This window comes from Candidatus Palauibacter sp., assembly GCF_965216145.1.
In the GTDB taxonomy this organism is placed as follows: Bacteria; Gemmatimonadota; Gemmatimonadetes; order Palauibacterales; family Palauibacteraceae; genus Palauibacter.
The window spans coordinates 3,447,073-3,465,149 of the sequence record NZ_OZ244149.1 but is presented as its reverse complement, the minus strand read 5'-3'; the positions used below and the strand labels follow the sequence as shown (position 1 = coordinate 3,465,149).

The window sequence follows — 18,077 nt, the reverse complement described above, 5'->3', positions numbered from 1 at the left end:
ACCGAAGGATTGGTCACGGATGGCCGGCGGTATCCGAGGGTAAGGGACCTTCGGCCCCGACATCCAATTCGAGGAGGAAGCTATGTTTAAGATGGTTCGGAACGTGTTGGTCGTCTGCTTGATCGCGACCGTCTCCTTCGCCGGGGACTGTGGCGATGACGATGACAACATGATGATGGGGATGGAGGACGCGGTCACGGCCGAGGCCTAGCCGCCACCTCCGGGGGGACGGCCGCTTCCGGCCGCCCCCTCTCTCCTCCCGCAGTCCCCAACCCCGAACCTCGAACCGCCGATCCCGGATCCCCGGGACTGTCGGTGAGAGGGAACCTGCGTTCATTTTCGGTGCCATGAGAGACCAGTTCGGCCGTCGCATCCAGTATCTTCGCATCTCGGTCACCGACCGGTGCAACCTCCGCTGCACGTACTGCATGCCGGAGGAGGGGCTCGCCTGGATCCCGAAGCCGGAGATGCTCGCGTACGAGGAGATCCAGGAAATCGTTCGCCAGATGGCGGATATCGGCCTGGAACGGGTCCGCATCACCGGCGGAGAACCTCTGGTCCGCAAGGACCTCCCGGACCTCGTCCGGATGATCGCCGCGGTGCCCGGCATCAACGACATCTCGCTCTCCACGAACGCAATCCTGCTGCCGCGGTTCGCGGAGGCGCTGCGAGAGGCGGGCGTGCACCGGGTGAACATCAGCCTCGACACGCTCGACCGCGATCGCTTCGTCGAGATCGCCCGGCGCCCGGCGCGGCGCTTCGACGAGACGATGACGGGGATCCGCGCCGCCGAGGAGGCGGGGTTCGCGCCGATCAAGATCAACTGCGTCATCATGCGGGGGCTCAACGACCACGAGGTGGCCGACTTCGCCGCCATCACCCGCGAGCGCCCGTGGCACGTTCGCTTCATCGAGCTGATGCCGGTAGGGGAGAACCTTCATCTGACCGACCGGTTCATATCCAGCGACGAGGTGCTGGAACGGATCCGCGGCATCGGCCAGTTGCTGCCCGACCCGGGGCCGCGCGGCAATGGACCCGCGGTGTACTACCGCTTCCCGGACGGCGCGGGAACGGTGGGTGTGATCACTCCCTTGTCCCACAACTACTGCGAGCGGTGCAACCGGATGCGGCTCACGGCCGACGGCAAGCTGCGCACGTGCCTGTTCGGGGATCACGAAGTGGACCTCAAGGGGCCGCTGCGCGAGACGGGCAGCATCGAGGCTGCGGTAGCGCGGGCGCTCGCCGGCAAGCCGAAGCGTCACTATCTGGAGCTGGGTACGGCGGCCGGAAGCGGGGGGCTCGCCGCGCTGAGCCAGGTGGGCGGCTGATGCGCCGGGCCGACGTGCGACTCGCGGGTGCGGAGGGCGTCGCATGAACTACGAGGAGCGCCTTCGGCACCGGGACCTCACGGAGCGCGCCACGCGGCTGCGCGAGCAGCTGGAGGAGGGGGACGGCGGGGCCCTCCTGGGCCGCGCGGAGGGCCGCGAACTGGTGGCGCTCCTCGAAGAGACGCTGGCCCAAATCAGCCCGGAACGCTGGGACCGGATCATGGAAGCCATCGTCGACGAGGCCACGCGGCGAACCCGCGCTCCCTCGTTGTTCGACTGATCGCCGCCGGTTCGCGGCACCGCCGTCTCCTCGGCTTCGCTTTCCTGCTCGCCGGCTTGGGGGTGGTCGCGAGCGCCTTCGGGGCGCACACCCTCGAGGACCGCCTGGCGGCGGACGCCCTTGCCGTCTTCGAGACGGCGGCCCGCATGCACATGTTGCACGCGCTCGGCCTGGCCCTGCTCGGCCTGGCGGCCGCGCGCTGGCCCGGCGCCGGCTGGCAGGGCCCCGCGGTCCTCATGCTGAGCGGCGTGGCCGTGTTCAGCGGTAGCCTCTACGCCCTCGCCCTGTCCGGAGTCGGGTGGCTGGGTGCGATCACGCCGATCGGCGGCGCGGCGCTCATCGCCGCCTGGGGCTGGGCGTCCTGGATCGCATTCACGCGCACCTGACAACCCGAGAGGTCCGATGTCGATCAAGAGCGACGGCTGGATCCGCCGCATGGCCCGCGAACACGGGATGATCGAGCCGTTCGCCGACCGCCAGGTCCGCGATGGCGTCATCTCCTATGGCGTGAGCAGCTACGGCTACGACATGCGGGTGGCCGACGAGTTCCGGATCTTCCACAATGCGCTCTTCCCGGTGGTCGACCCCAAGGCGTTCGATGAGCGTTCGTTCCTCGAGTTCAGCGGGGACGTCTGCATCATCCCCCCGAACTCCTTCGCGCTCGCGCGCTCGATCGAGTACTTCAGGATCCCCCGACAAGTGCTCACGATCTGCGTCGGGAAGAGCACCTACGCCCGCTGCGGCCTCATCGTGAACGTGACGCCCTTCGAGCCGGAGTGGGAGGGGCACGTGACGCTGGAGATCTCGAACACGACGCCGCTTCCCGCCCGGGTGTACGCGAACGAGGGGATCGCGCAGGTGCTCTTCTTCGAGTCGGACGAAGTGTGCGAGGTGAGCTACGCGGACAAGGCCGGTAAGTACCAGGGCCAGACCGGGGTCACGCCGCCGAAACTGTAGCGGCCAGCCCGGCGAGCAGGCGGGCGAGCATGCGGGGGTGCTGCTCGGTGAGGACGTGCCCGCCATCCGGGGACACCGTGATGCCGCACCCGAGGCGCACGGCCAGACGGCGGGCCGCGACGACCGGGATCCTCGGGTCGTGTGCTCCCGTCACGACGTGCGCCGCGAGAGGTCGATCGGGCATGCGGCGCTCCAGATCGGCCGGCCGCCAGTCGGACAGGATGCGCATGAGCGTGCGCGCGCGCACCGGATCCGCCCACGGTCGGGCGTACGCCTCCACGAGGGCCGGGGGAGCCCTGAACGCGGGACCGCCCGCGCGCCTCAGCACCAGACGGCCGATCTGCCCGTGCAGCGGCGCGAATGCGTGTCCTGCGGCCCGTCGCACCCCTGACGAGCGCAACGCCCGGAGCACGAGGGGACGGCGGATGTCCGCCGTGACCGGATTCGCGAGCAGCAGCCCGCGGACGGACGGCTCGACGCCGGCGAGCGCCAGCGCCGCGGCGGCGCCCTGCGAGTGGCCGGCGACCAGCCGCGGCGCCCCGCCGTCCAGAGCGAGTGCGCGGATGATCTCTCGCAGCCGGCGTACTTCGTCGTCGAGGGTGTAGGACAGCCCGGGAGACGCCTCGGACGCCCCCCGGCCCAGCAGGTCGGGGAGCCAGCACATCCAGCCGGGATGCTCCGCGACGAAGGCCTCCGCGACCGAGCGCCACGCGCGGCCGTGGGCGCTGATCCCGTGCAGGAAGAGGACGGGGCGCCCCTCACCGAGGATCGTTACCCGCACCGTACCATCGCCGATCGCGATGTCCCGGACGAGACAGGTCTCCTGACCGGGGCGGTCGGCTGCGGTCGGCCCGGGACTCACAGAAACCGCGGGATCCTCCGCTGAGGGGGAGGCCAGATCCGCCTTTCCGGCCAGACCACGGACACAACAGCTGCGACCAGCAGGAGGCCGAGAACGACGATATCCACCGCGAACAGGATGACTGCGATGTCCGGGTTCATACTTCTTCTCCGCACGATTTCGGCCCGAGCCCATGGAGAGCGTAAGCCCTCCTCTGACGCGCCCGCAAACCGTCGAACGGGCGCCGTTCCGGGCTCCCGTTCGCGCTTGCCGGGCCTACCCCTCCGCGATACCTTCGCGGCGCGGGAAAGTGAAGAAATTCACAAGCTCGCACGAGAGGAGCGCACCCCCTTGCTCGACCCATATCTCGGCATCCTGATCCTCGGATTGGTCGGCGTGCTGAACGCGGCCGCGATGATGGGCGTATCGCACCTCGTGGGCTCCCGGCGCCCGACGCCGGTGAAGGCGAGCCCCTACGAATCGGGGATCCCTCCCCTCGGAAGCACGCGAGAGCGGTTCTCGGTCAACTTCTACATCGTGGCGATGCTCTTCATCGTCCTCGACATCGAGACGCTCTTCCTGATTCCGTGGGCCGTGATCTTCCGGGAACTGGGGATGGTCGGGTTCCTGGAGATGACCGCCTTCCTCGCCGTTCTCGGCGTCGGCCTCGTGTACGCGTGGAAGAAGGGGGCGCTCGAGTGGGATTGAGCACGGAGCTGAACAGGGGACTGCGCACGGCGGCGAGGAGAGAGACCGGATGAGGACGCTCGATACGCTGCCCCCTGGCGCGCACCCGGAGGAGAGCCGGCTCGATACCGGGATCCCGCGCAACTGGATGACGACGCAGCTGGACTACGTCGTCAACTGGGCACGGCGGAACTCGCTGTGGCCGATGCCGTTCGGCACGGCGTGCTGCGCGATCGAGATGATGGCTTCCGCCGCGAGCAAGTACGACATCGGACGCTTCGGGATGGAGCGCATGTCGTTCAGCCCCAGGCAGGCGGATCTGATGATCGTCGCGGGAAGGGTCACCTACAAGTTGGCGCCGGTGCTGCGCCGCGTGTGGGACCAGATGCCGCAGCCCAAGTGGTGCGTGTCGATGGGCGCCTGCGCGAGTTCCGGCGGAATGTTCGACAACTACACGATCGTGCAGGGAATCGATACGATCATCCCCGTCGACGTCTACGTACCCGGGTGTCCGCCCCGTCCTGAAGGCCTCATCTACGGCCTCCTCATGATCCAGGAGAAGATCAAGGGAGAATCGCTGGCCGACCCCCGCCCGCGGGACGAAGCGGTTGCGGCGGTGGGCCAGCCGAACCTGCCGCCCGAGACGATCGAACTCGTGGCCCAGCCCTTCGGCAACTCGACGAACCAGAACCGCATGAGCGGGCTCGGGCCGACCTCCGCGGTGGCTCGGTCGCGCGACCGGCGCGAACGCCGGCTCGAACACCGGGATTGATCGGAGCGCCCGCCCGGTGACGACCGTGACGACGGCCGCGCCCCCCCGCATGGTGAGCGCGGCGCCACTCGACGGGGACGCCGCGAACCACCCCTCGGTCCGTGCGCTGCGGGATCGCTTCGGAGATGGCGTGCGGCGGGTGGAGCGCGACGCGGTCGGCTACCCCGTGGTGTGGATCGATCCGCGCCTCAACGCCGAGGTCCTCCGCTTCCTGCGCGAGACGCCGGACCAGGCGTACGACTTTCTGGCCGACATCATGGGCGCGCACGCGGGCATCGGCGCCCCCATCCAGGTCTGGTACCAGCTCTGGTCCATGGTTCACGGCCGTCAGCTCCGGGTCGCGTGCGAGGTGCCGCTGGACGACCTCGAACTCGACACGGTGACGGACCAGTGGCTCACGGCCGACTGGCTGGAGCGCGAGACGTGGGACATGTACGGCGTGGGTTTCCGGGGCCACCCCGACCTGCGTCGCATCCTGATGCCGGAGAACTACGAGGAGGGCTTCCCGCTGCGGAAGGACTTCCCCCTCCGCGGCCGCTTCAGCCGCTCCGCGCAGGTGAGCCGCGCGCTCTCCCGCGACCTCGTCGATATCTACGCCGTCGAGGAGCTGGAGATGGCGGGCTACGCCGTCACCGAAGAGGGGGACGTACGGCCGCCGGCGGACGGTGCGACGGGGGCCGGGATCCGCGAACTGGAGCTCGGCGAGACCCCCGAGGACGCGCTGGAGGGCGCCCCGATCCTCATCAACATGGGGCCACAGCACCCGGCCACCCACGGCGTGTTGCGCCTCGTTCTGCAGCTCGACGGGGAGCGCGTGATCCGCTGCGTCCCGCACATCGGCTACCTGCACACCGGCTTCGAGAAGACGTGCGAGTACCGCGAGTGGAACCAGTGCGTGCCCTACACGGACCGCATGGACTACCTCGCGCCGATGCTCTACAACATCGGCTACGCGGGGGCCGTGGAGGCGCTCCTCGGCGTCGAGATCACGGAGCGCTGCCGCGTGGTCCGGGTCATCCTCGGCGAACTGAACCGGATTCTCGGACATCTCCTGTGGCTGGGGACGACGGCGATCGACATCGGCGCGTTCTCCGTCTTCCTCTACACGTTCCAGGAACGCGAGCGGATCTACAACCTGCACGAAGCCTACACGGGGGGGCGGATCACGACCTCCGCGACGCGGGTGGGCGGGATGATGGCGGACCTGCCGGTTGGCTGGACTGCGGCGGCGCGCGACTTCGCCGCCACCTTCCCGACCACGCTGGACGAGGTCGAGCGCCTCCTCTCCCGGAACGCGATCTGGCAGGGCCGCACGATGGACATCGGCCTGCTCGAGGCGGAGAAGGCGATCAGCTACGGCATCACGGGCCCGACGCTGCGCGCGAGCGGCGTGGCGTACGACGTCCGGAAGGCGCGCCCCTACCTCGGCTACGAGGAGTACGACTTCGACGTACCGGTCGGCACCACGGGCGACGTGTACGATCGGTATCTCGTCCGGGTCGAGGAGATGAAGCAGAGCCTCCGCATCATCGAACAGGCGCTCGACCGGCTCCCGGGCGGTCCCATCAACATCGACGACTACCGCATCGTCCTGCCCCCCAAGGGGGAGGCGATGGGATCGATCGACACGATGATCTCGCACTTCAAGCTCGTCATGGAGGGCGTCCGCGTCCCCGCCGGCGAGACGTGGTATTCGATCGAGAGCTCCAAGGGCGAACTCGGCTTCGGGATCGTCTCCGACGGGGGCACGAAGCCCGTCCGCTGCCGGTTCCGCGGTCCCTCGTTCGTGAACATCGCGGCGTTGCCCGAACTCGTGAGGGACGAACTGGTGGCGGACGTGGTGGCGATCAACGCCTCGCTGGACGTGGTGCTCGGGGAGATCGACCGATGAGCCGCCGCCTCCATCCCGCCGTCGTCGGGGCGCAACCCTTCCAGCTGACGGCGCGGAAGACGTTCGACGGTCCCATCTTCGAGACGGAGGAAGGGAAGCGCCGGCTCGAGATGGCCCTGTCCCGCTATCCGACGAAGCAGGCGGCGCTCCTCCCCATGCTCGGCTTCGTGCAGGCGGAGAAGGGATGGATCGAGCCGGGGGACATGGAGCAGGTCGCCGAGGCGCTGGATCTCACCCCCGCCTACGTCCATTCGATCGCCACCTTCTACACGATGTACAACAAGCACCCGGTCGGGCGTCACTTCGTCCAGGTGTGTACGAACATCTCCTGCCACCTGAACCGGGGCGAAGAGGTGCTGGAGCGCTTCCTCGCGGAGACGAAGACCCGGCAGGGCGAGATCTCCGACGATGACGAGTTCACGGTGATCGAGGCCGAGTGCCTCGGGGCGTGCGGCTTCGCCACGGTCGTGCAGGTCAACAACCGCTACCTCGAGAACGTGACGCCGGACCGCGTGCCGGAGATCGTCGCGAAGCTCCGCGGCGCGCGCGACGGCGCCGGGGCGGACGGGGAGGCGGAGGCATGAGCTTCCCGCACCGGAGCGAACTCGAGAGCAGGACCCCGCTCTCACGGCATCAGGGCGAGGCGGAAGCGCGGACGCTCGACGGATGGCGCGCCGTGGGCGGCTACGAGGCGCTGCGCAAGTCGCTCGGCATGGCGCCGGATGAGATCACGGACGTCGTGAAGGCCTCCGGGCTGCGCGGGCGGGGCGGCGCCGGGTTCCCCACCGGCCTCAAGTGGAGCTTCATGCCGAAGGACGACGGCAAGCCCCACTACCTGTGCTGCAACGCGGATGAGTCCGAACCCGGCGCCTTCAAGGACCGCGAGGTGATCCGCTGGACGCCCCACCTCCTGATCGAGGGCTGCCTCATCGGAGCGCGCGCGATCGGGGCGGAACACGTCTACATCTACGTGCGGGGCGAGTTCTTCGAGGAGACGGCGGTGCTCAACCGGGCCGTGGTCGATGCCTGCGAGGCCGGGCTCATCGGCCCGAACATCCTCGGCTCCTCCTGGTCGTGCGATCTAACCGTGCACGCCGGCGCCGGCGCCTACATCGCGGGCGAGGAGACGGGGCTCATGAACTCGCTCATGGGCAATCGCGCGGAGCCGTGGGCCAAGCCGCCCTTCCCGGCGCAGGCGGGGGCGTTCGGGATGCCGACCACGGTGAACAACGTCGAGACGCTGGCCGCGGTCCCCATGATCATCGAGCACGGCGCAGACTGGTACCGCCGGTGGGGGAGCGAGAAGTCGCCGGGGACCAAGCTGTGGAGCTGCTCCGGACACCTGGTGCGGCCGGGGAACTACGAGTTCGCGCTCGGCCTCCCGCTGCGCGACATCATCTTCGATGCCTGCGGGGGCACGCCATCGGGCAAGCCCGTGAAGGCCGTGATCCCGGGCGGATCGTCGACCGCCTTCCTCACCGGGGACGAACTGGACTGCGCCACGACGTACGAAGGGCTGGCGGAGGCGGGAAGTGCGCTCGGCACGGCCTCGCCGATCGTGATGGACGCGGACACGGACATCGTGGCGGCGATGCGGCGCATCGCGCAGTTCTACGCGCACGAGTCGTGCGGACAGTGCGTGCAGTGCCGCGAGGGGACCTCGTGGGTCGTGCGCATCCTCCAACGCATCGAGGCGGGCGACGGTCGTCTGCGGGACATCGACACGCTGTACGAACTGTGCGAGCAGATGACGGGCCGCACGATCTGCGTGCTGGCGGACAGCGTCGTATTCCCGCTCCGCTCTTCGCTCGACAAGTTCCGCGCCGACTACGAGGCGCGGATGAAGCCGACCCTGGTCGCGGCGGGGTGACGCATGGCTGAGAACGGAGCCCGGGCGACGATCACGCTCACGATCGACGGCGTCGAAGTCACGGTCCCGCCAGGGACGCGCGTCATCGAGGCCGCCGAGCGCGTGGGCGTCGTGGTGCCGCGCTACTGCTACCACCCGGGGATCCCGACGCGGCCCGCCCAGTGCCGAATGTGTCTGGTGGAGGTGGAGGGGCGGCCCAAACTGGAGCCCTCGTGTACGCTTCAGGCGACCGACGACATGGTCGTGCACACGGCGAGCGACACGGCCCGTACGGCCCGGCAGTCGGTCATCGAATTCCTGCTCGTGAACCACCCGCTCGACTGCCCGATCTGCGACGCGGCCGGGCAGTGCATGCTCCAGGACTACGCGTACGTCACGAACCAGCTCGAGAGCCGGGTCGACGAGCCGAAGCGGGTCATGGGGCGCGACCGGATCGCCGACGACATCCTCTACTTCGCGGACCGCTGCATCATCTGCACGCGCTGCGTCCGCTTCATGCGGGATGTCGCGGAGGACGACGCGCTCATCGTCGCCCAGCGCGGAGACAAGGCCTACATCGACACCTTCCCGGGCCGCGAACTCGACAATCCGTTCCAGGGGAACATCGTCGACGTGTGTCCCGTGGGGGCGCTCGTGCACGAGGACTTCGTGTTCAAGGCCCGCGCCTGGGACATGGACGCCACGGCGAGCGTGTGCCCGGGATGCCCGACCGGCTGCAACGTCACGATCGACACCACGGAAAACCAGATCGTCCGGGTCAAGCCGCGGCACAACGCGGCGGTCAACTCCTGGTGGATGTGCGACTACGGTCGGCGGCACCTGGTGATGACGAACCGCGGCGTGCGCGCCGAGGTGCCGCTCATCCGCGACGGCGACGCGCTGAGGCCGGTGGACTGGGCCACCGCCCTCGCGTGGCTGGCGGAGAAGATCGAGGCGGCGGGCTCCCCCGGCGGTCGCGCGATCGTGTCCCCGGACGCCTCCAACGAGAATCTGTTCTACGTCGGACGACTCCTCGCGCGGCTGGGCGTGGAGGGGGGCGAGTTCCAGGTGGAGCAGGGGGAGACGGCGGCGCTGCCCACCGTGCCGACGCTCAAGCTCCGGGCCGACCGCGCGGCGAACGTCGCGGGGGCCGGGATCTTCGGCGCGCAGCGCGTCGCGGCCCTCTCGAGCGGCGCGGAGGCCGGGGCGCTCGTGGTGCTGGACGACGCGCTGGACGGCGCCGGCGAGGACTTCGGCGAGGCGGCCGACCTCTTCCTCTACCTCGGGACGCGGCTCCCGGCGGCGGCGCGCAATGCGGACGCGGTACTCCCGATCTCGACCTTCGCCGAGATGGACGGGTCGTTCACGAACTTCGAGGGCCGCGTGCAGCGCTTCCACCAGGCGCTCACGCCGCCCGGGTCGGCACGCCCGGCCTGGATGATCCTCAGTCGCGTACTGGCCCGCCTGGGAGACGGCACGGCCGTGTCCGATATCCGGACCGCGTTCGAGCGGATGGCGGCGGACGTCCCGGCCTTCGAGGGCCTGACGTGGGACGGGATCGGGCTCAAGGGCGCCCCGGCCGCCGGCACGGCCGCCGCGGCCCCGGCGGAGGCCGACGCATGAGCCCGGTTGCCGGCGGCGCCTTCGCCGTGGCCACGCTGCTCAAGGTGGCCGTCTTCTTCACCGTGCTCATGCTCGCCGTCATGCTGTCGACGATCGTGGAACGGAAGGTGGCGGGCTTCATCCAGGACCGGAGCGGCCCCAACCGCGTCGGCCCCTGGGGTCTGCTCCAGGTGATCGCGGACGGGCTCAAGAACCTCATCAAGGAAGAGACGATGCCGGACCAGGCGATCCGGCCCTTCTTCCTCCTCGCGCCCGTGCTCGCGATCCTCCCGGCCACGATCCTGTTCGCCGTCATCCCCTTCGGCTCCCCGCTCCCCACGCAATGGGGTCTCGTGGAGATGATCGTGGCGGATGTGCCGATCGGGTTTCTCTACGTGCTCGCGATCGGCTCGATCGGCGTGTACGGCGTCGCCATGGGCGGGTGGGCCTCGGGTTCCAAGTACTCGCTCCTGGGCGGCCTCCGCGGCTCCGCCCAGATGGTGAGCTACGAAGTCGCGCTCGCGCTGAGCCTCGTCCCGCTCATCCTCCTCACCGGGGACGTGCGCGCGCCCGAGATCGTCTCGATGCAGCAGACGTTCACCGCGGGGCCGGCGACGTACGCGACGTGGTTCGCCTTCCCGCTCCTCGTCGGCCTCTTCTTCTTCTTCATTTCGGGTCTGGCGGAGACGAACCGGCTCCCCTTCGACCTGCCCGAAGCGGAGTCCGAACTCATCACCGGATACCACACCGAGTACTCGGCGATGAAGTTCTCGATGTTCATGATCGGCGAATTCGCGCACGTGATCACCGTCGCCGCGCTCGTCACCGTCTTCTTCCTCGGCGGGTGGGATATCCCGTTTTGGCAGGGGGACAACATCCGGGTGCTCTCCGACGGGACGGTGATCGGCACGCCCACATGGTGGAAGACGCTCCTCACGCTCGGCGCCTTCGCGACGAAGACGGCGCTCGTCGTCCTCGTCTTCGTCTGGATCCGCTGGACGCTGCCGCGCTTCCGCTACGACCAGCTCATGGACCTGGGCTGGAAGTTCATGCTCGAGGCGGTGACGGTGTACATCCTCGTCATCGCGCTCGTCATCCTCGGGATCGAAGCCGTGGGGATCCCGGCCGGCGGCTGGTACGCGTTCGTCCTCTTCGTCGTGAACCTGGTCCTCGCGGGCGTGATCTTCTTCGCCATGGACCGGGGGACGCTGATTCGCGGCGCTGCCAAGGGAACGAAAGGCCAGGGAGGGTAGTATGCCCGGAGAGGTCAGGATTCTGGAACGCCCCCGCGCGGAAGGCTCGTACGTGAGGGCCGCGGCGAAGGGGATGTCGATCACGCTCCGTCACCTCCTCAAGCCCCGTACTAAGACGCAGCAGTATCCCGACGAGAAGTGGGAACTCGCGCCGCGCACGCGGGGCACGCACCGCATGGCGGTGCACGAGGACGGGCGGGCGAAGTGCGTCGCCTGCGGGCTGTGTCCGACCGTGTGCCCGGTGAACTGCATCAAGCTCGTGCCGGCCGAGGACGAGAACGGGGAACGCTACGCGGCGATCTACGAGATCGACGAGTTCCGCTGCATCTTCTGCGGCTACTGCCAGGAGGTGTGCCCGGTGGAGGCGATCCACCTCGGGGTGCACTACGAGAACGCGGAGTACTCCCGCGAGCGCTGGGTCTACGACCTCGAGCGGCTCGTCGAACAGGAGCACCCCATGACGGCGCTGTGGGATCCCTCCGACCCGGCGTCGCAGTGATGCCGCGGTTGAGGTCACGATGATCCAGGACTTCCTCTTCCAGGCCTTCGCGGCGAGCGCGATTCTGGGCGCCATCCTCATGGTCACGCGCCGGAATCCCGTCACCGCCGTGGTCTTCCTGGTCGCCGTGTTCTTCGCCACCTCCGGCATGTTCCTCATGCTGGACGCGCACTACATCGCGGCGATCAACGTGATCCTGTACGGCGGGGCCATCATGGTCCTGTTCCTGTTCGTGATCATGCTGCTGAACCTCGGGCACGCGGAGTGGCGCGATCTGCGCGGGCCGATCGGCGGCCTCGTGGGCGGCTCCATCGCCATTGCCTTCCTGGGGATCCTGACGCGGCTCTTCGTCGGGGGGGCGGAGGCCCGGCCGGCCGTGGAAGTCGCGGGGAATGCGCTGCGGGCGGCCGCCGCCGAACAGGGCGTGATCGGCATCGTGGCCCGGCCGCTCTTCCAGGAGTACGTCATCGTGCTCGAGGTGACCGGCGTGCTCCTCCTCGCCTCGATCGTGGGCACGATCCTCCTCGCGCGCAGGGAACGGACGTGAACGAGGCCGGGCTGGCGGGCGCCCTCGGGCTGCACGGGCTCATCGCCCTCTTCGTGAGCGCGATCCTGTTCTCCATCGGCGTGATCGGCGTGCTGCTCCGCCGGAACGCGATCATCGTCTTCATGTGCGTCGAACTGATGCTCAACGCGGCGAACCTGTCCCTCGTCGCGTTCTCGCGCATGCACGGGATCGAGGGCCAGATCTTCGTCTTCTTCGTGATGGCCGTCGCCGCGGCCGAGGCCGCCGTCGGACTCGCGATCATCATCGCCATCTTCCGCCATTACGAGGTCGTGGACCTCGATCGCTTCCGGCTGCTGAGATGGTGAGCATCGTGAGCATCGCGAGCGGGGTCCTGAGCGGGGCGGGGGCGCTTCCGGCCGGAGCCGCCGCGCTCGCGGCACAGGAGGGCGCGGGAACGGCGTTCCATCCGGTATTGCCGTGGCTCATCCTCGCTTTTCCGCTTCTTGGAGCCGTCGTCAACGGTCTCGGGGCCTTCCTGTGGCGGGACGACAAGCGGATCCCGTCCATCGTCGGACCCGCGGCGCTGCTCCTGAGCTTCAACGTCGTCCTCATCAACTTCATCGGGATGAACGGCGCCGAACTGCACGGGGCGGAGGTCGTGCGCCTCTGGAGCTGGATCGTATCCGGCGACCTCCACATCGGCGTCGATCTGCAGTTCGACCAGCTCTCGATGCTGATGTGCATGGTCGTGACCGGGGTGGGAAGCCTGATCCACATCTACTCGGTCGGCTACATGCGTGAGGACCCCGGTTACTCGCGCTACTTCTCGTACCTGAACCTGTTCGTCTTCTTCATGCTGGTTCTCGTCCTCGGGGCCAGCCTGCCGCTGATGTTCGTGGGCTGGGAGGGCGTGGGGCTGTGCTCGTACCTCCTCATCGGCTTCTGGTACGAGAACCGGGAGTACGCGAACGCGGGCAAGAAGGCGTTCATCATGAACCGGATCGGCGACGCGGGCTTCCTCGTCGCCATGTTCCTCCTCTTCGTGACCTTCGGGACGCTGGACTTCGTCCCCCTCCTCGAGGCGGCGGAAGGGACGCTGGCCTACGGCGGTCTCCTCGTGACCGGGATCACGCTCCTCCTCTTCCTGGGCTGCACCGGGAAGTCGGCGCAGATCCCGCTCCACACGTGGCTGCCCGACGCCATGGCGGGGCCGACGCCCGTCTCGGCGCTCATCCATGCGGCGACCATGGTCACGGCGGGCGTCTACCTCATCGCGCGCACCAGCGTGCTGTTCGCGCTCGCGCCCGTCTCCCAGGGTGTCGTGGCGGCGCTGGGGGCGGGGACGGCGCTGTTCGCGGCTTCGATCGCGATCCGGCAGTACGACATCAAGAAGGTCCTCGCCTACTCCACGATCTCGCAGCTCGGCTACATGTTCCTCGCCGTCGGGGTGGGGGCGTTCACGGCCGGCGTCTTCCATCTCATGACGCACGCCTTCTTCAAGGCGCTGCTCTTCCTCGGCGCCGGCGCCGTGATCCACGCGGTCCACCACGCGTGGGCACACGGGGACGGCGACGACGCGCACGGCGACGGCCATCACGGGGATCCCAACGACATGCGGAACCACGGGGGGCTGAGGGCGTTCATGCCCCGCACGTGGGCCTTCATGTGGATCGCGACGCTCGCGATCGCGGGGGTGCCGCCGCTGGCCGGGTTCTTCTCGAAGGACGAGATCATCTGGTACGCGGGCGCCTACGGGTATCCCGTCCTGTGGGGGGTCGCGCTGGCCACGGCGTTCCTCACGGCGGTGTACATGACCCGCCTCATGGTCATGACCTTCCACGGCAAGAACCGCACCTTCGGCCACGGAGGGACGGCCGAAGCGGGCCGGCGGCTGCACGAGGTGCCGCTCGTCATGTGGGGGCCGCTGGCCCTGCTCGCCGTGCTCTCGGCCGTCGGCGGCTGGGTGAATATCCCGGAGGCGCTCCCCGTGCTCCCGGCCGTCGAGTGGTTCCACCACTGGCTCGAGCCCGTGTTCGAGCCCGCGATCGCGATCGCCGAGGCGAGAAACCTCGTGGCCGAGCACCACGCGCCCGTGGGAGGCGGCGAGGCGCTGTGGGCCGGGATCTCCGCGGTCATCGCGATCGTGGCCGTGACCGCGACGGTCAGGGTCCTCTCACCGAAGCCCGTGCCCACGGAGGCCGAGGCCGTGGCGCCGACCGGGTTCGCGCGCGTGCTGCACGACAAGTGGTACGTCGATGAACTCTACGACCGCATGATCGTGCGGCCCTCGCTCGCCCTGTGGCGCGCCTGCTGGCGGATCGTGGACGCGGGGCTCATCGACGGCGCCGTGAACGGGGTGGGGCGCGGCGCCCGCCTCCTCGGCTGGGCCGGCGGACAGCTGCAGAGCGGCCGCGTGACGACCTACCTCGTCGTGTTCATGCTCGGCGCCCTGCTCGTCCTGAGCGTGCTCGCATGACGGCCCTGTACGACGGGCACTGGATCCTGACCGCGCTCGTGGTCCTCCCGCTCCTCGGCGGGGTGGCCTGCCTCCTGGCGCCGGAAGCGCGGGCGAAGACGATCGCGCTCGGCACGACGCTCTTCCTGTTCGCGCTCTCGCTGCCGCTGTTCTGGACCTTCGACACGGCGGAGCCGGGCTTCCAGAACCAGGTCTCGATCCCCTGGGTCGAGGCGTGGGGGATCTCGTACTCCGTGGGAGTGGACGGGATCTCGATCCTCATGATCCTGCTCACGACCTTCATCATGCCGCTCTCGGTGGCGGGGTCGTTCTCCCACATCACGCGGAGGGAGCGGGCCTTCTACGCGATGCTGCTCTTCCTCATGACGGGGATGATCGGGGTCTTCGTGGCCCTCGATCTCTTCCTCTTCTACGTGTTCTGGGAGATCATGCTGATCCCGATGTACTTCCTGATCGGGATCTGGGGCGGGGAGCGGCGGATCTACTCGGCGGTGAAGTTCTTCCTCTACACGGCCGCGGGGTCGCTCCTCATGCTGGTCGCGATCGTGACCCTCGCGTGGCTGTTCCGGAGCGGCGGGGGGGGCTGGAGCTTCGCCTACGAGGACCTGCTCTCGGTCGACCTCGCGCGCCGGGCGCAGCTGTGGCTCTTCGCCGGCTTCGCGCTCGCGTTCGCCATCAAAGTGCCGCTCTTCCCGTTCCACACCTGGCTTCCGGACGCGCACGTGGAGGCGCCCACGGCGGGTTCGGTGATCCTGGCCGGGGTACTGCTCAAGATGGGCGTGTACGGGTTCCTGCGGTTCGGGCTCCCCTTCTTCCCGGCCGCGGCGACAGACCCGGCGGTCGTGAACACGATGATGGCGCTCGGCGTGATCGGAATCCTCTACGCGGCCTGGGTGGCGGCGGTCCAGCCCGACGCGAAGAAGCTCATCGCCTACACATCGGTGGCTCACCTCGGCTTCGTCGTGATCGGCGTGTTCGGGCTCACGACGCAGGGGATCGAGGGCGGGATCCTGCAGATGGTGAACCACGGCATCTCGACGGGGGCCCTCTTCCTCCTCATCGGGATGCTGTACGAGCGGCGTCACACCCGCCTGATCGCGGACTTCGGCGGCATCGCGAAGGTGATGCCGATCTTCGCCTTCGCGCTCGTCGTCGTCGCGCTGTCGTCCGTGGGCCTTCCGGGCACGAACGGCTTCGTGGGCGAGTTCCTGATCCTGCTGGGGACGTTCCGCACCCACCCCTGGATCGCCGCGGTCGCCACGACCGGCGTCATCTTCGCCGCCTGCTACATGCTGCCCATGGTGCAGCGCGTGCTGTTCAACCGGCTGGAGCGCGACGAAAACCGGTCGCTGCGCGACGTGAACGGCCGTGAGCGGCTGATCCTCGCGCCGCTCCTGGTGCTGATCCTCCTCATGGGGGTGTGGCCGGGGCCGTTCCTGAACCGGACGCGGGCCTCCGTAGAGGCCCTCATCGAGCACGTGGAGGGGCGAACGGCCGTCGTCCAGGTGGATGCCGCCGGGGCCGGGGGAGGGGAGTGACGTGAGGGTCTTCGACTTCGCCTCGCATGGCAGCTACTGGTTGGCCCTCCTGCCGGAAGTCATCCTCTCGATCGCCGCCATGGTGATCCTGATGCGAGACGCCTTCGTGCCCGCGGGCGAGGCCTCGGGCGGCTCCGGCGGTGACGGGCGCATGTCGGTCGACTGCCTCGTGACGCTGTACTCGATCGCGGGCGCACTCCTCGCGAGCCTGTGGCTCATGGATGCCTCCGGCCCCCCCGACGCCATGATCGCGCTCGACGGGTTCCGGGTCGCGGCCGACGTGATCCTCCTCGGCGGGGGACTCCTCGTCGTGTCGCTGTCGCGCGACTACCTGAGTCGCGAGGGGCTGCGTTCGCCGGAGTTCCACGCGCTCGTGCTCATGGCGCTGGTCGGGATGTTGGTGCTCGTGGCGGCGCGCGACCTCATCCTGCTCTTCGTCGGTCTCGAGCTGATGTCGATTTCCGTGTACGTGCTCACGGGGTTCGCGCGGAAGAACCCGCGCTCTTCGGAGGCGAGCCTCAAGTACTTCATCGTCGGCGCCTTCGCGAGCGCCTTCGTCGTGTACGGGATCGCGCTCCTGTACGGGGCCACCGGGACGACGCGCCTCGCCACCGCCGCCGACCGGATCGCGGCCGGGGCGGGCGCCGGGGGCGACCTCCTCCTCGTGGCCGGCATCGGCCTCCTGCTCATCGGCTTCGCGTTCAAGATCGCGGCGGTGCCGTTCCACATGTGGGCCCCCGACGCGTACGATGGAGCGCCGACGCCGGTCACCTCGCTCATGGCGACCGGCGTGAAGGCCGCCGCCTTCATCGCGCTGCTCCGCGTGCTGACGGTGGATCTGGGGGGCGCCGCGGAGACGTGGCGGGGCGCCGTGTGGTGGCTCGCGATGCTGACCATGATCGTGCCCAACCTGATCGCGCTCGCGCAGGACGACGTGAAGCGGATGCTCGCCTACTCTTCCGTGGCGCACGCCGGGTATCTGCTCGTGGGCGTGGCGGCGGCCTCCGAACTCGGGCGCTCCGCGTCCCTCTTCTATCTGGCGGCCTACACCGTGGTCACGGCGGCGAGCTTCGCGATCGTCTTCCACGTGGCGGGGAAGGGGGACCGCTACCAGCGGGTTCGCGACTACCGCGGGCTGGGCTGGCGACGTCCGGTGCTGGGGGGGGCGCTCCTCGTCTTCCTGCTCTCTCTGGCGGGTTTCCCGCCCACGGCCGGCTTCGTCGGCAAGCTGTACCTCCTCAGGGCGGCCGTTGACGCGGGAGAGACGGCGCTGGCGGTGACGCTCGTCCTCACGAGTCTCGTCGCCTACTACTACTATCTGCGCGTGGTGTGGAAGATGTATTTCGAGACGGCGCCCGAGGACGCCCACATGCCACCGTCCCCGAAGCCGGGGTTCAATCTCGTGATCGGGACCTGCGTGGCGCTCATCCTCCTGGCCGGGCTCTTCCCGGGCCGGATCATCGAGCGGGCGCGCGAGGCTCTCCCCGACGGGCCCGGGGCCGGCGTAACCATCGCCGGCCCCGAGTCCGACGCCCCGTGACCCGTTAGCCCTCCGGGGCGACCAAAAAGACGCCGTTTTTCGGGCCCGCGAGCGCG

The 18,077-nt window shown here is 69.0% G+C and carries 20 protein-coding genes; 18 read left to right on the top strand and 2 right to left on the bottom strand.

From position 1 onward, the window contains the following. The first annotated feature begins 82 nt into the window (after window positions 1-82). From ACOOHF_RS14900 to dcd, 5 genes are all read left to right on the top strand, one after another. The gene (locus ACOOHF_RS14900; RefSeq protein ID WP_420462257.1) at window positions 83-211 is read left to right on the top strand and encodes a hypothetical protein; all 129 of its coding nucleotides are present in this window, start codon (window positions 83-85) and stop codon (window positions 209-211) included. A 136-nt stretch (window positions 212-347) separates the two neighbouring features. After that, window positions 348-1,328 carry a GTP 3',8-cyclase MoaA gene (gene moaA, locus ACOOHF_RS14895; RefSeq protein WP_420462256.1) on the top strand — a complete coding sequence of 327 codons (981 nt, stop codon included), beginning with the start codon at window positions 348-350 and terminating at the stop codon, window positions 1,326-1,328. Window positions 1,329-1,371: 43 nt separating this feature from the next. Next, a complete protein-coding gene (locus ACOOHF_RS14890) occupies window positions 1,372-1,608 on the top strand; it encodes a hypothetical protein (protein WP_420462255.1) in 237 nt (78 codons plus the stop codon). Between the two features lie 62 nt (window positions 1,609-1,670). Next, a complete protein-coding gene (locus ACOOHF_RS14885) occupies window positions 1,671-1,994 on the top strand; it encodes a DUF423 domain-containing protein (RefSeq protein WP_420462254.1) in 324 nt (107 codons plus the stop codon). 16 nt (window positions 1,995-2,010) lie between these two features. Next, the gene (gene dcd / locus ACOOHF_RS14880; protein WP_420462253.1) at window positions 2,011-2,565 is read left to right on the top strand and encodes a dCTP deaminase; all 555 of its coding nucleotides are present in this window, start codon (window positions 2,011-2,013) and stop codon (window positions 2,563-2,565) included. On the opposite strand, the gene ACOOHF_RS14875 is transcribed toward dcd, so the two are convergent. Together ACOOHF_RS14875 and ACOOHF_RS14870 are read right to left on the bottom strand one after the other, a co-directional pair. Then, a complete protein-coding gene (locus tag ACOOHF_RS14875; protein ID WP_420462252.1) occupies window positions 2,546-3,427 on the bottom strand; it encodes an alpha/beta fold hydrolase in 882 nt (293 codons plus the stop codon). The genes dcd and ACOOHF_RS14875 overlap by 20 nt on opposite strands. Then, window positions 3,424-3,567 (bottom strand): hypothetical protein, encoded by a 144-nt coding sequence (locus ACOOHF_RS14870; protein ID WP_420462251.1) that lies wholly within the window; start codon window positions 3,565-3,567, stop codon window positions 3,424-3,426. Before ACOOHF_RS14870 ends, ACOOHF_RS14875 begins: the two co-directional genes overlap by 4 nt. Window positions 3,568-3,757: 190 nt before the next feature. Here ACOOHF_RS14870 and ACOOHF_RS14865 point away from each other — a divergent pair, with 190 nt between their 5' ends. The 13 genes from ACOOHF_RS14865 (at window position 3,758) to ACOOHF_RS14805 (ending at window position 18,021) form a co-directional block, all read left to right on the top strand. Continuing rightward, on the top strand, window positions 3,758-4,114 hold the full coding sequence (locus ACOOHF_RS14865; RefSeq protein ID WP_419935606.1) for an NADH-quinone oxidoreductase subunit A: 357 nt from the start codon (window positions 3,758-3,760) through the stop codon (window positions 4,112-4,114). 127 nt (window positions 4,115-4,241) lie between these two features. Beyond that, window positions 4,242-4,865: an NADH-quinone oxidoreductase subunit B gene (locus ACOOHF_RS14860; protein ID WP_420464383.1), complete on the top strand. Its 624-nt coding sequence runs from the start codon at window positions 4,242-4,244 to the stop codon at window positions 4,863-4,865. 16 nt (window positions 4,866-4,881) lie between these two features. Further along, entirely contained in the window at window positions 4,882-6,756 is a 1,875-nt protein-coding gene (nuoD, locus tag ACOOHF_RS14855; protein WP_420462250.1) for an NADH dehydrogenase (quinone) subunit D, read from the top strand. Continuing rightward, the gene (gene nuoE, locus ACOOHF_RS14850; protein ID WP_420462249.1) at window positions 6,753-7,340 is read left to right on the top strand and encodes an NADH-quinone oxidoreductase subunit NuoE; all 588 of its coding nucleotides are present in this window, start codon (window positions 6,753-6,755) and stop codon (window positions 7,338-7,340) included. The genes nuoD and nuoE overlap by 4 nt, the downstream gene beginning before the upstream one ends. Continuing rightward, window positions 7,337-8,626 carry an NADH-quinone oxidoreductase subunit NuoF gene (nuoF, locus tag ACOOHF_RS14845; protein WP_420462248.1) on the top strand — a complete coding sequence of 430 codons (1,290 nt, stop codon included), beginning with the start codon at window positions 7,337-7,339 and terminating at the stop codon, window positions 8,624-8,626. Before nuoE ends, nuoF begins: the two co-directional genes overlap by 4 nt. Window positions 8,627-8,629: 3 nt before the next feature. After that, the gene (locus ACOOHF_RS14840) at window positions 8,630-10,228 is read left to right on the top strand and encodes a molybdopterin-dependent oxidoreductase (protein ID WP_420462247.1); all 1,599 of its coding nucleotides are present in this window, start codon (window positions 8,630-8,632) and stop codon (window positions 10,226-10,228) included. Next, window positions 10,225-11,460, top strand: coding sequence for a complex I subunit 1/NuoH family protein (locus ACOOHF_RS14835; protein WP_420462246.1), 1,236 nt, complete (start codon window positions 10,225-10,227; stop codon window positions 11,458-11,460). The genes ACOOHF_RS14840 and ACOOHF_RS14835 overlap by 4 nt, the downstream gene beginning before the upstream one ends. Before the next feature lie 73 nt (window positions 11,461-11,533). After that, window positions 11,534-11,959 (top strand): NuoI/complex I 23 kDa subunit family protein, encoded by a 426-nt coding sequence (locus tag ACOOHF_RS14830; RefSeq protein WP_420464382.1) that lies wholly within the window; start codon window positions 11,534-11,536, stop codon window positions 11,957-11,959. Window positions 11,960-11,978: 19 nt separating this feature from the next. Further along, window positions 11,979-12,506 (top strand): NADH-quinone oxidoreductase subunit J, encoded by a 528-nt coding sequence (locus ACOOHF_RS14825; RefSeq protein WP_419935600.1) that lies wholly within the window; start codon window positions 11,979-11,981, stop codon window positions 12,504-12,506. Continuing rightward, window positions 12,503-12,832, top strand: coding sequence for an NADH-quinone oxidoreductase subunit NuoK (nuoK, locus tag ACOOHF_RS14820; RefSeq protein ID WP_419935599.1), 330 nt, complete (start codon window positions 12,503-12,505; stop codon window positions 12,830-12,832). The genes ACOOHF_RS14825 and nuoK overlap by 4 nt, the downstream gene beginning before the upstream one ends. A gap of 5 nt (window positions 12,833-12,837) precedes the next feature. Continuing rightward, window positions 12,838-14,943: an NADH-quinone oxidoreductase subunit L gene (nuoL, locus tag ACOOHF_RS14815; RefSeq protein ID WP_420462245.1), complete on the top strand. Its 2,106-nt coding sequence runs from the start codon at window positions 12,838-12,840 to the stop codon at window positions 14,941-14,943. Continuing rightward, a complete protein-coding gene (locus tag ACOOHF_RS14810; protein WP_420462244.1) occupies window positions 14,940-16,481 on the top strand; it encodes a complex I subunit 4 family protein in 1,542 nt (513 codons plus the stop codon). Before nuoL ends, ACOOHF_RS14810 begins: the two co-directional genes overlap by 4 nt. Before the next feature lies 1 nt (window position 16,482). Beyond that, entirely contained in the window at window positions 16,483-18,021 is a 1,539-nt protein-coding gene (locus ACOOHF_RS14805; RefSeq protein WP_420462243.1) for an NADH-quinone oxidoreductase subunit N, read from the top strand. The last annotated feature ends 56 nt before the right edge of the window (window positions 18,022-18,077 follow it).

Excerpts from the sequence above, each read along its gene's own strand:
- ACOOHF_RS14900 (WP_420462257.1), top strand. The coding sequence starts at position 83 with ATGTTTAAGATGGTTCGGAACGTGTTGGTCGTCTGCTTGATCGCGACC.
- dcd (WP_420462253.1), top strand. The coding sequence starts at position 2,011 with ATGTCGATCAAGAGCGACGGCTGGATCCGCCGCATGGCCCGCGAACAC.
- ACOOHF_RS14860 (WP_420464383.1), top strand. The coding sequence starts at position 4,242 with ATGACGACGCAGCTGGACTACGTCGTCAACTGGGCACGGCGGAACTCG.
- ACOOHF_RS14870 (WP_420462251.1), bottom strand. The coding sequence starts at position 3,567 with ATGAACCCGGACATCGCAGTCATCCTGTTCGCGGTGGATATCGTCGTT.
- nuoE (WP_420462249.1), top strand. The coding sequence starts at position 6,753 with ATGAGCCGCCGCCTCCATCCCGCCGTCGTCGGGGCGCAACCCTTCCAG.
- ACOOHF_RS14890 (WP_420462255.1), top strand. The coding sequence starts at position 1,372 with ATGAACTACGAGGAGCGCCTTCGGCACCGGGACCTCACGGAGCGCGCC.
- nuoF (WP_420462248.1), top strand. The coding sequence starts at position 7,337 with ATGAGCTTCCCGCACCGGAGCGAACTCGAGAGCAGGACCCCGCTCTCA.
- ACOOHF_RS14830 (WP_420464382.1), top strand. The coding sequence starts at position 11,534 with ATGTCGATCACGCTCCGTCACCTCCTCAAGCCCCGTACTAAGACGCAG.
- ACOOHF_RS14825 (WP_419935600.1), top strand. The coding sequence starts at position 11,979 with ATGATCCAGGACTTCCTCTTCCAGGCCTTCGCGGCGAGCGCGATTCTG.
- ACOOHF_RS14810 (WP_420462244.1), top strand. The coding sequence starts at position 14,940 with ATGACGGCCCTGTACGACGGGCACTGGATCCTGACCGCGCTCGTGGTC.
- moaA (WP_420462256.1), top strand. The coding sequence starts at position 348 with ATGAGAGACCAGTTCGGCCGTCGCATCCAGTATCTTCGCATCTCGGTC.
- ACOOHF_RS14835 (WP_420462246.1), top strand. The coding sequence starts at position 10,225 with ATGAGCCCGGTTGCCGGCGGCGCCTTCGCCGTGGCCACGCTGCTCAAG.
- ACOOHF_RS14840 (WP_420462247.1), top strand. The coding sequence starts at position 8,630 with ATGGCTGAGAACGGAGCCCGGGCGACGATCACGCTCACGATCGACGGC.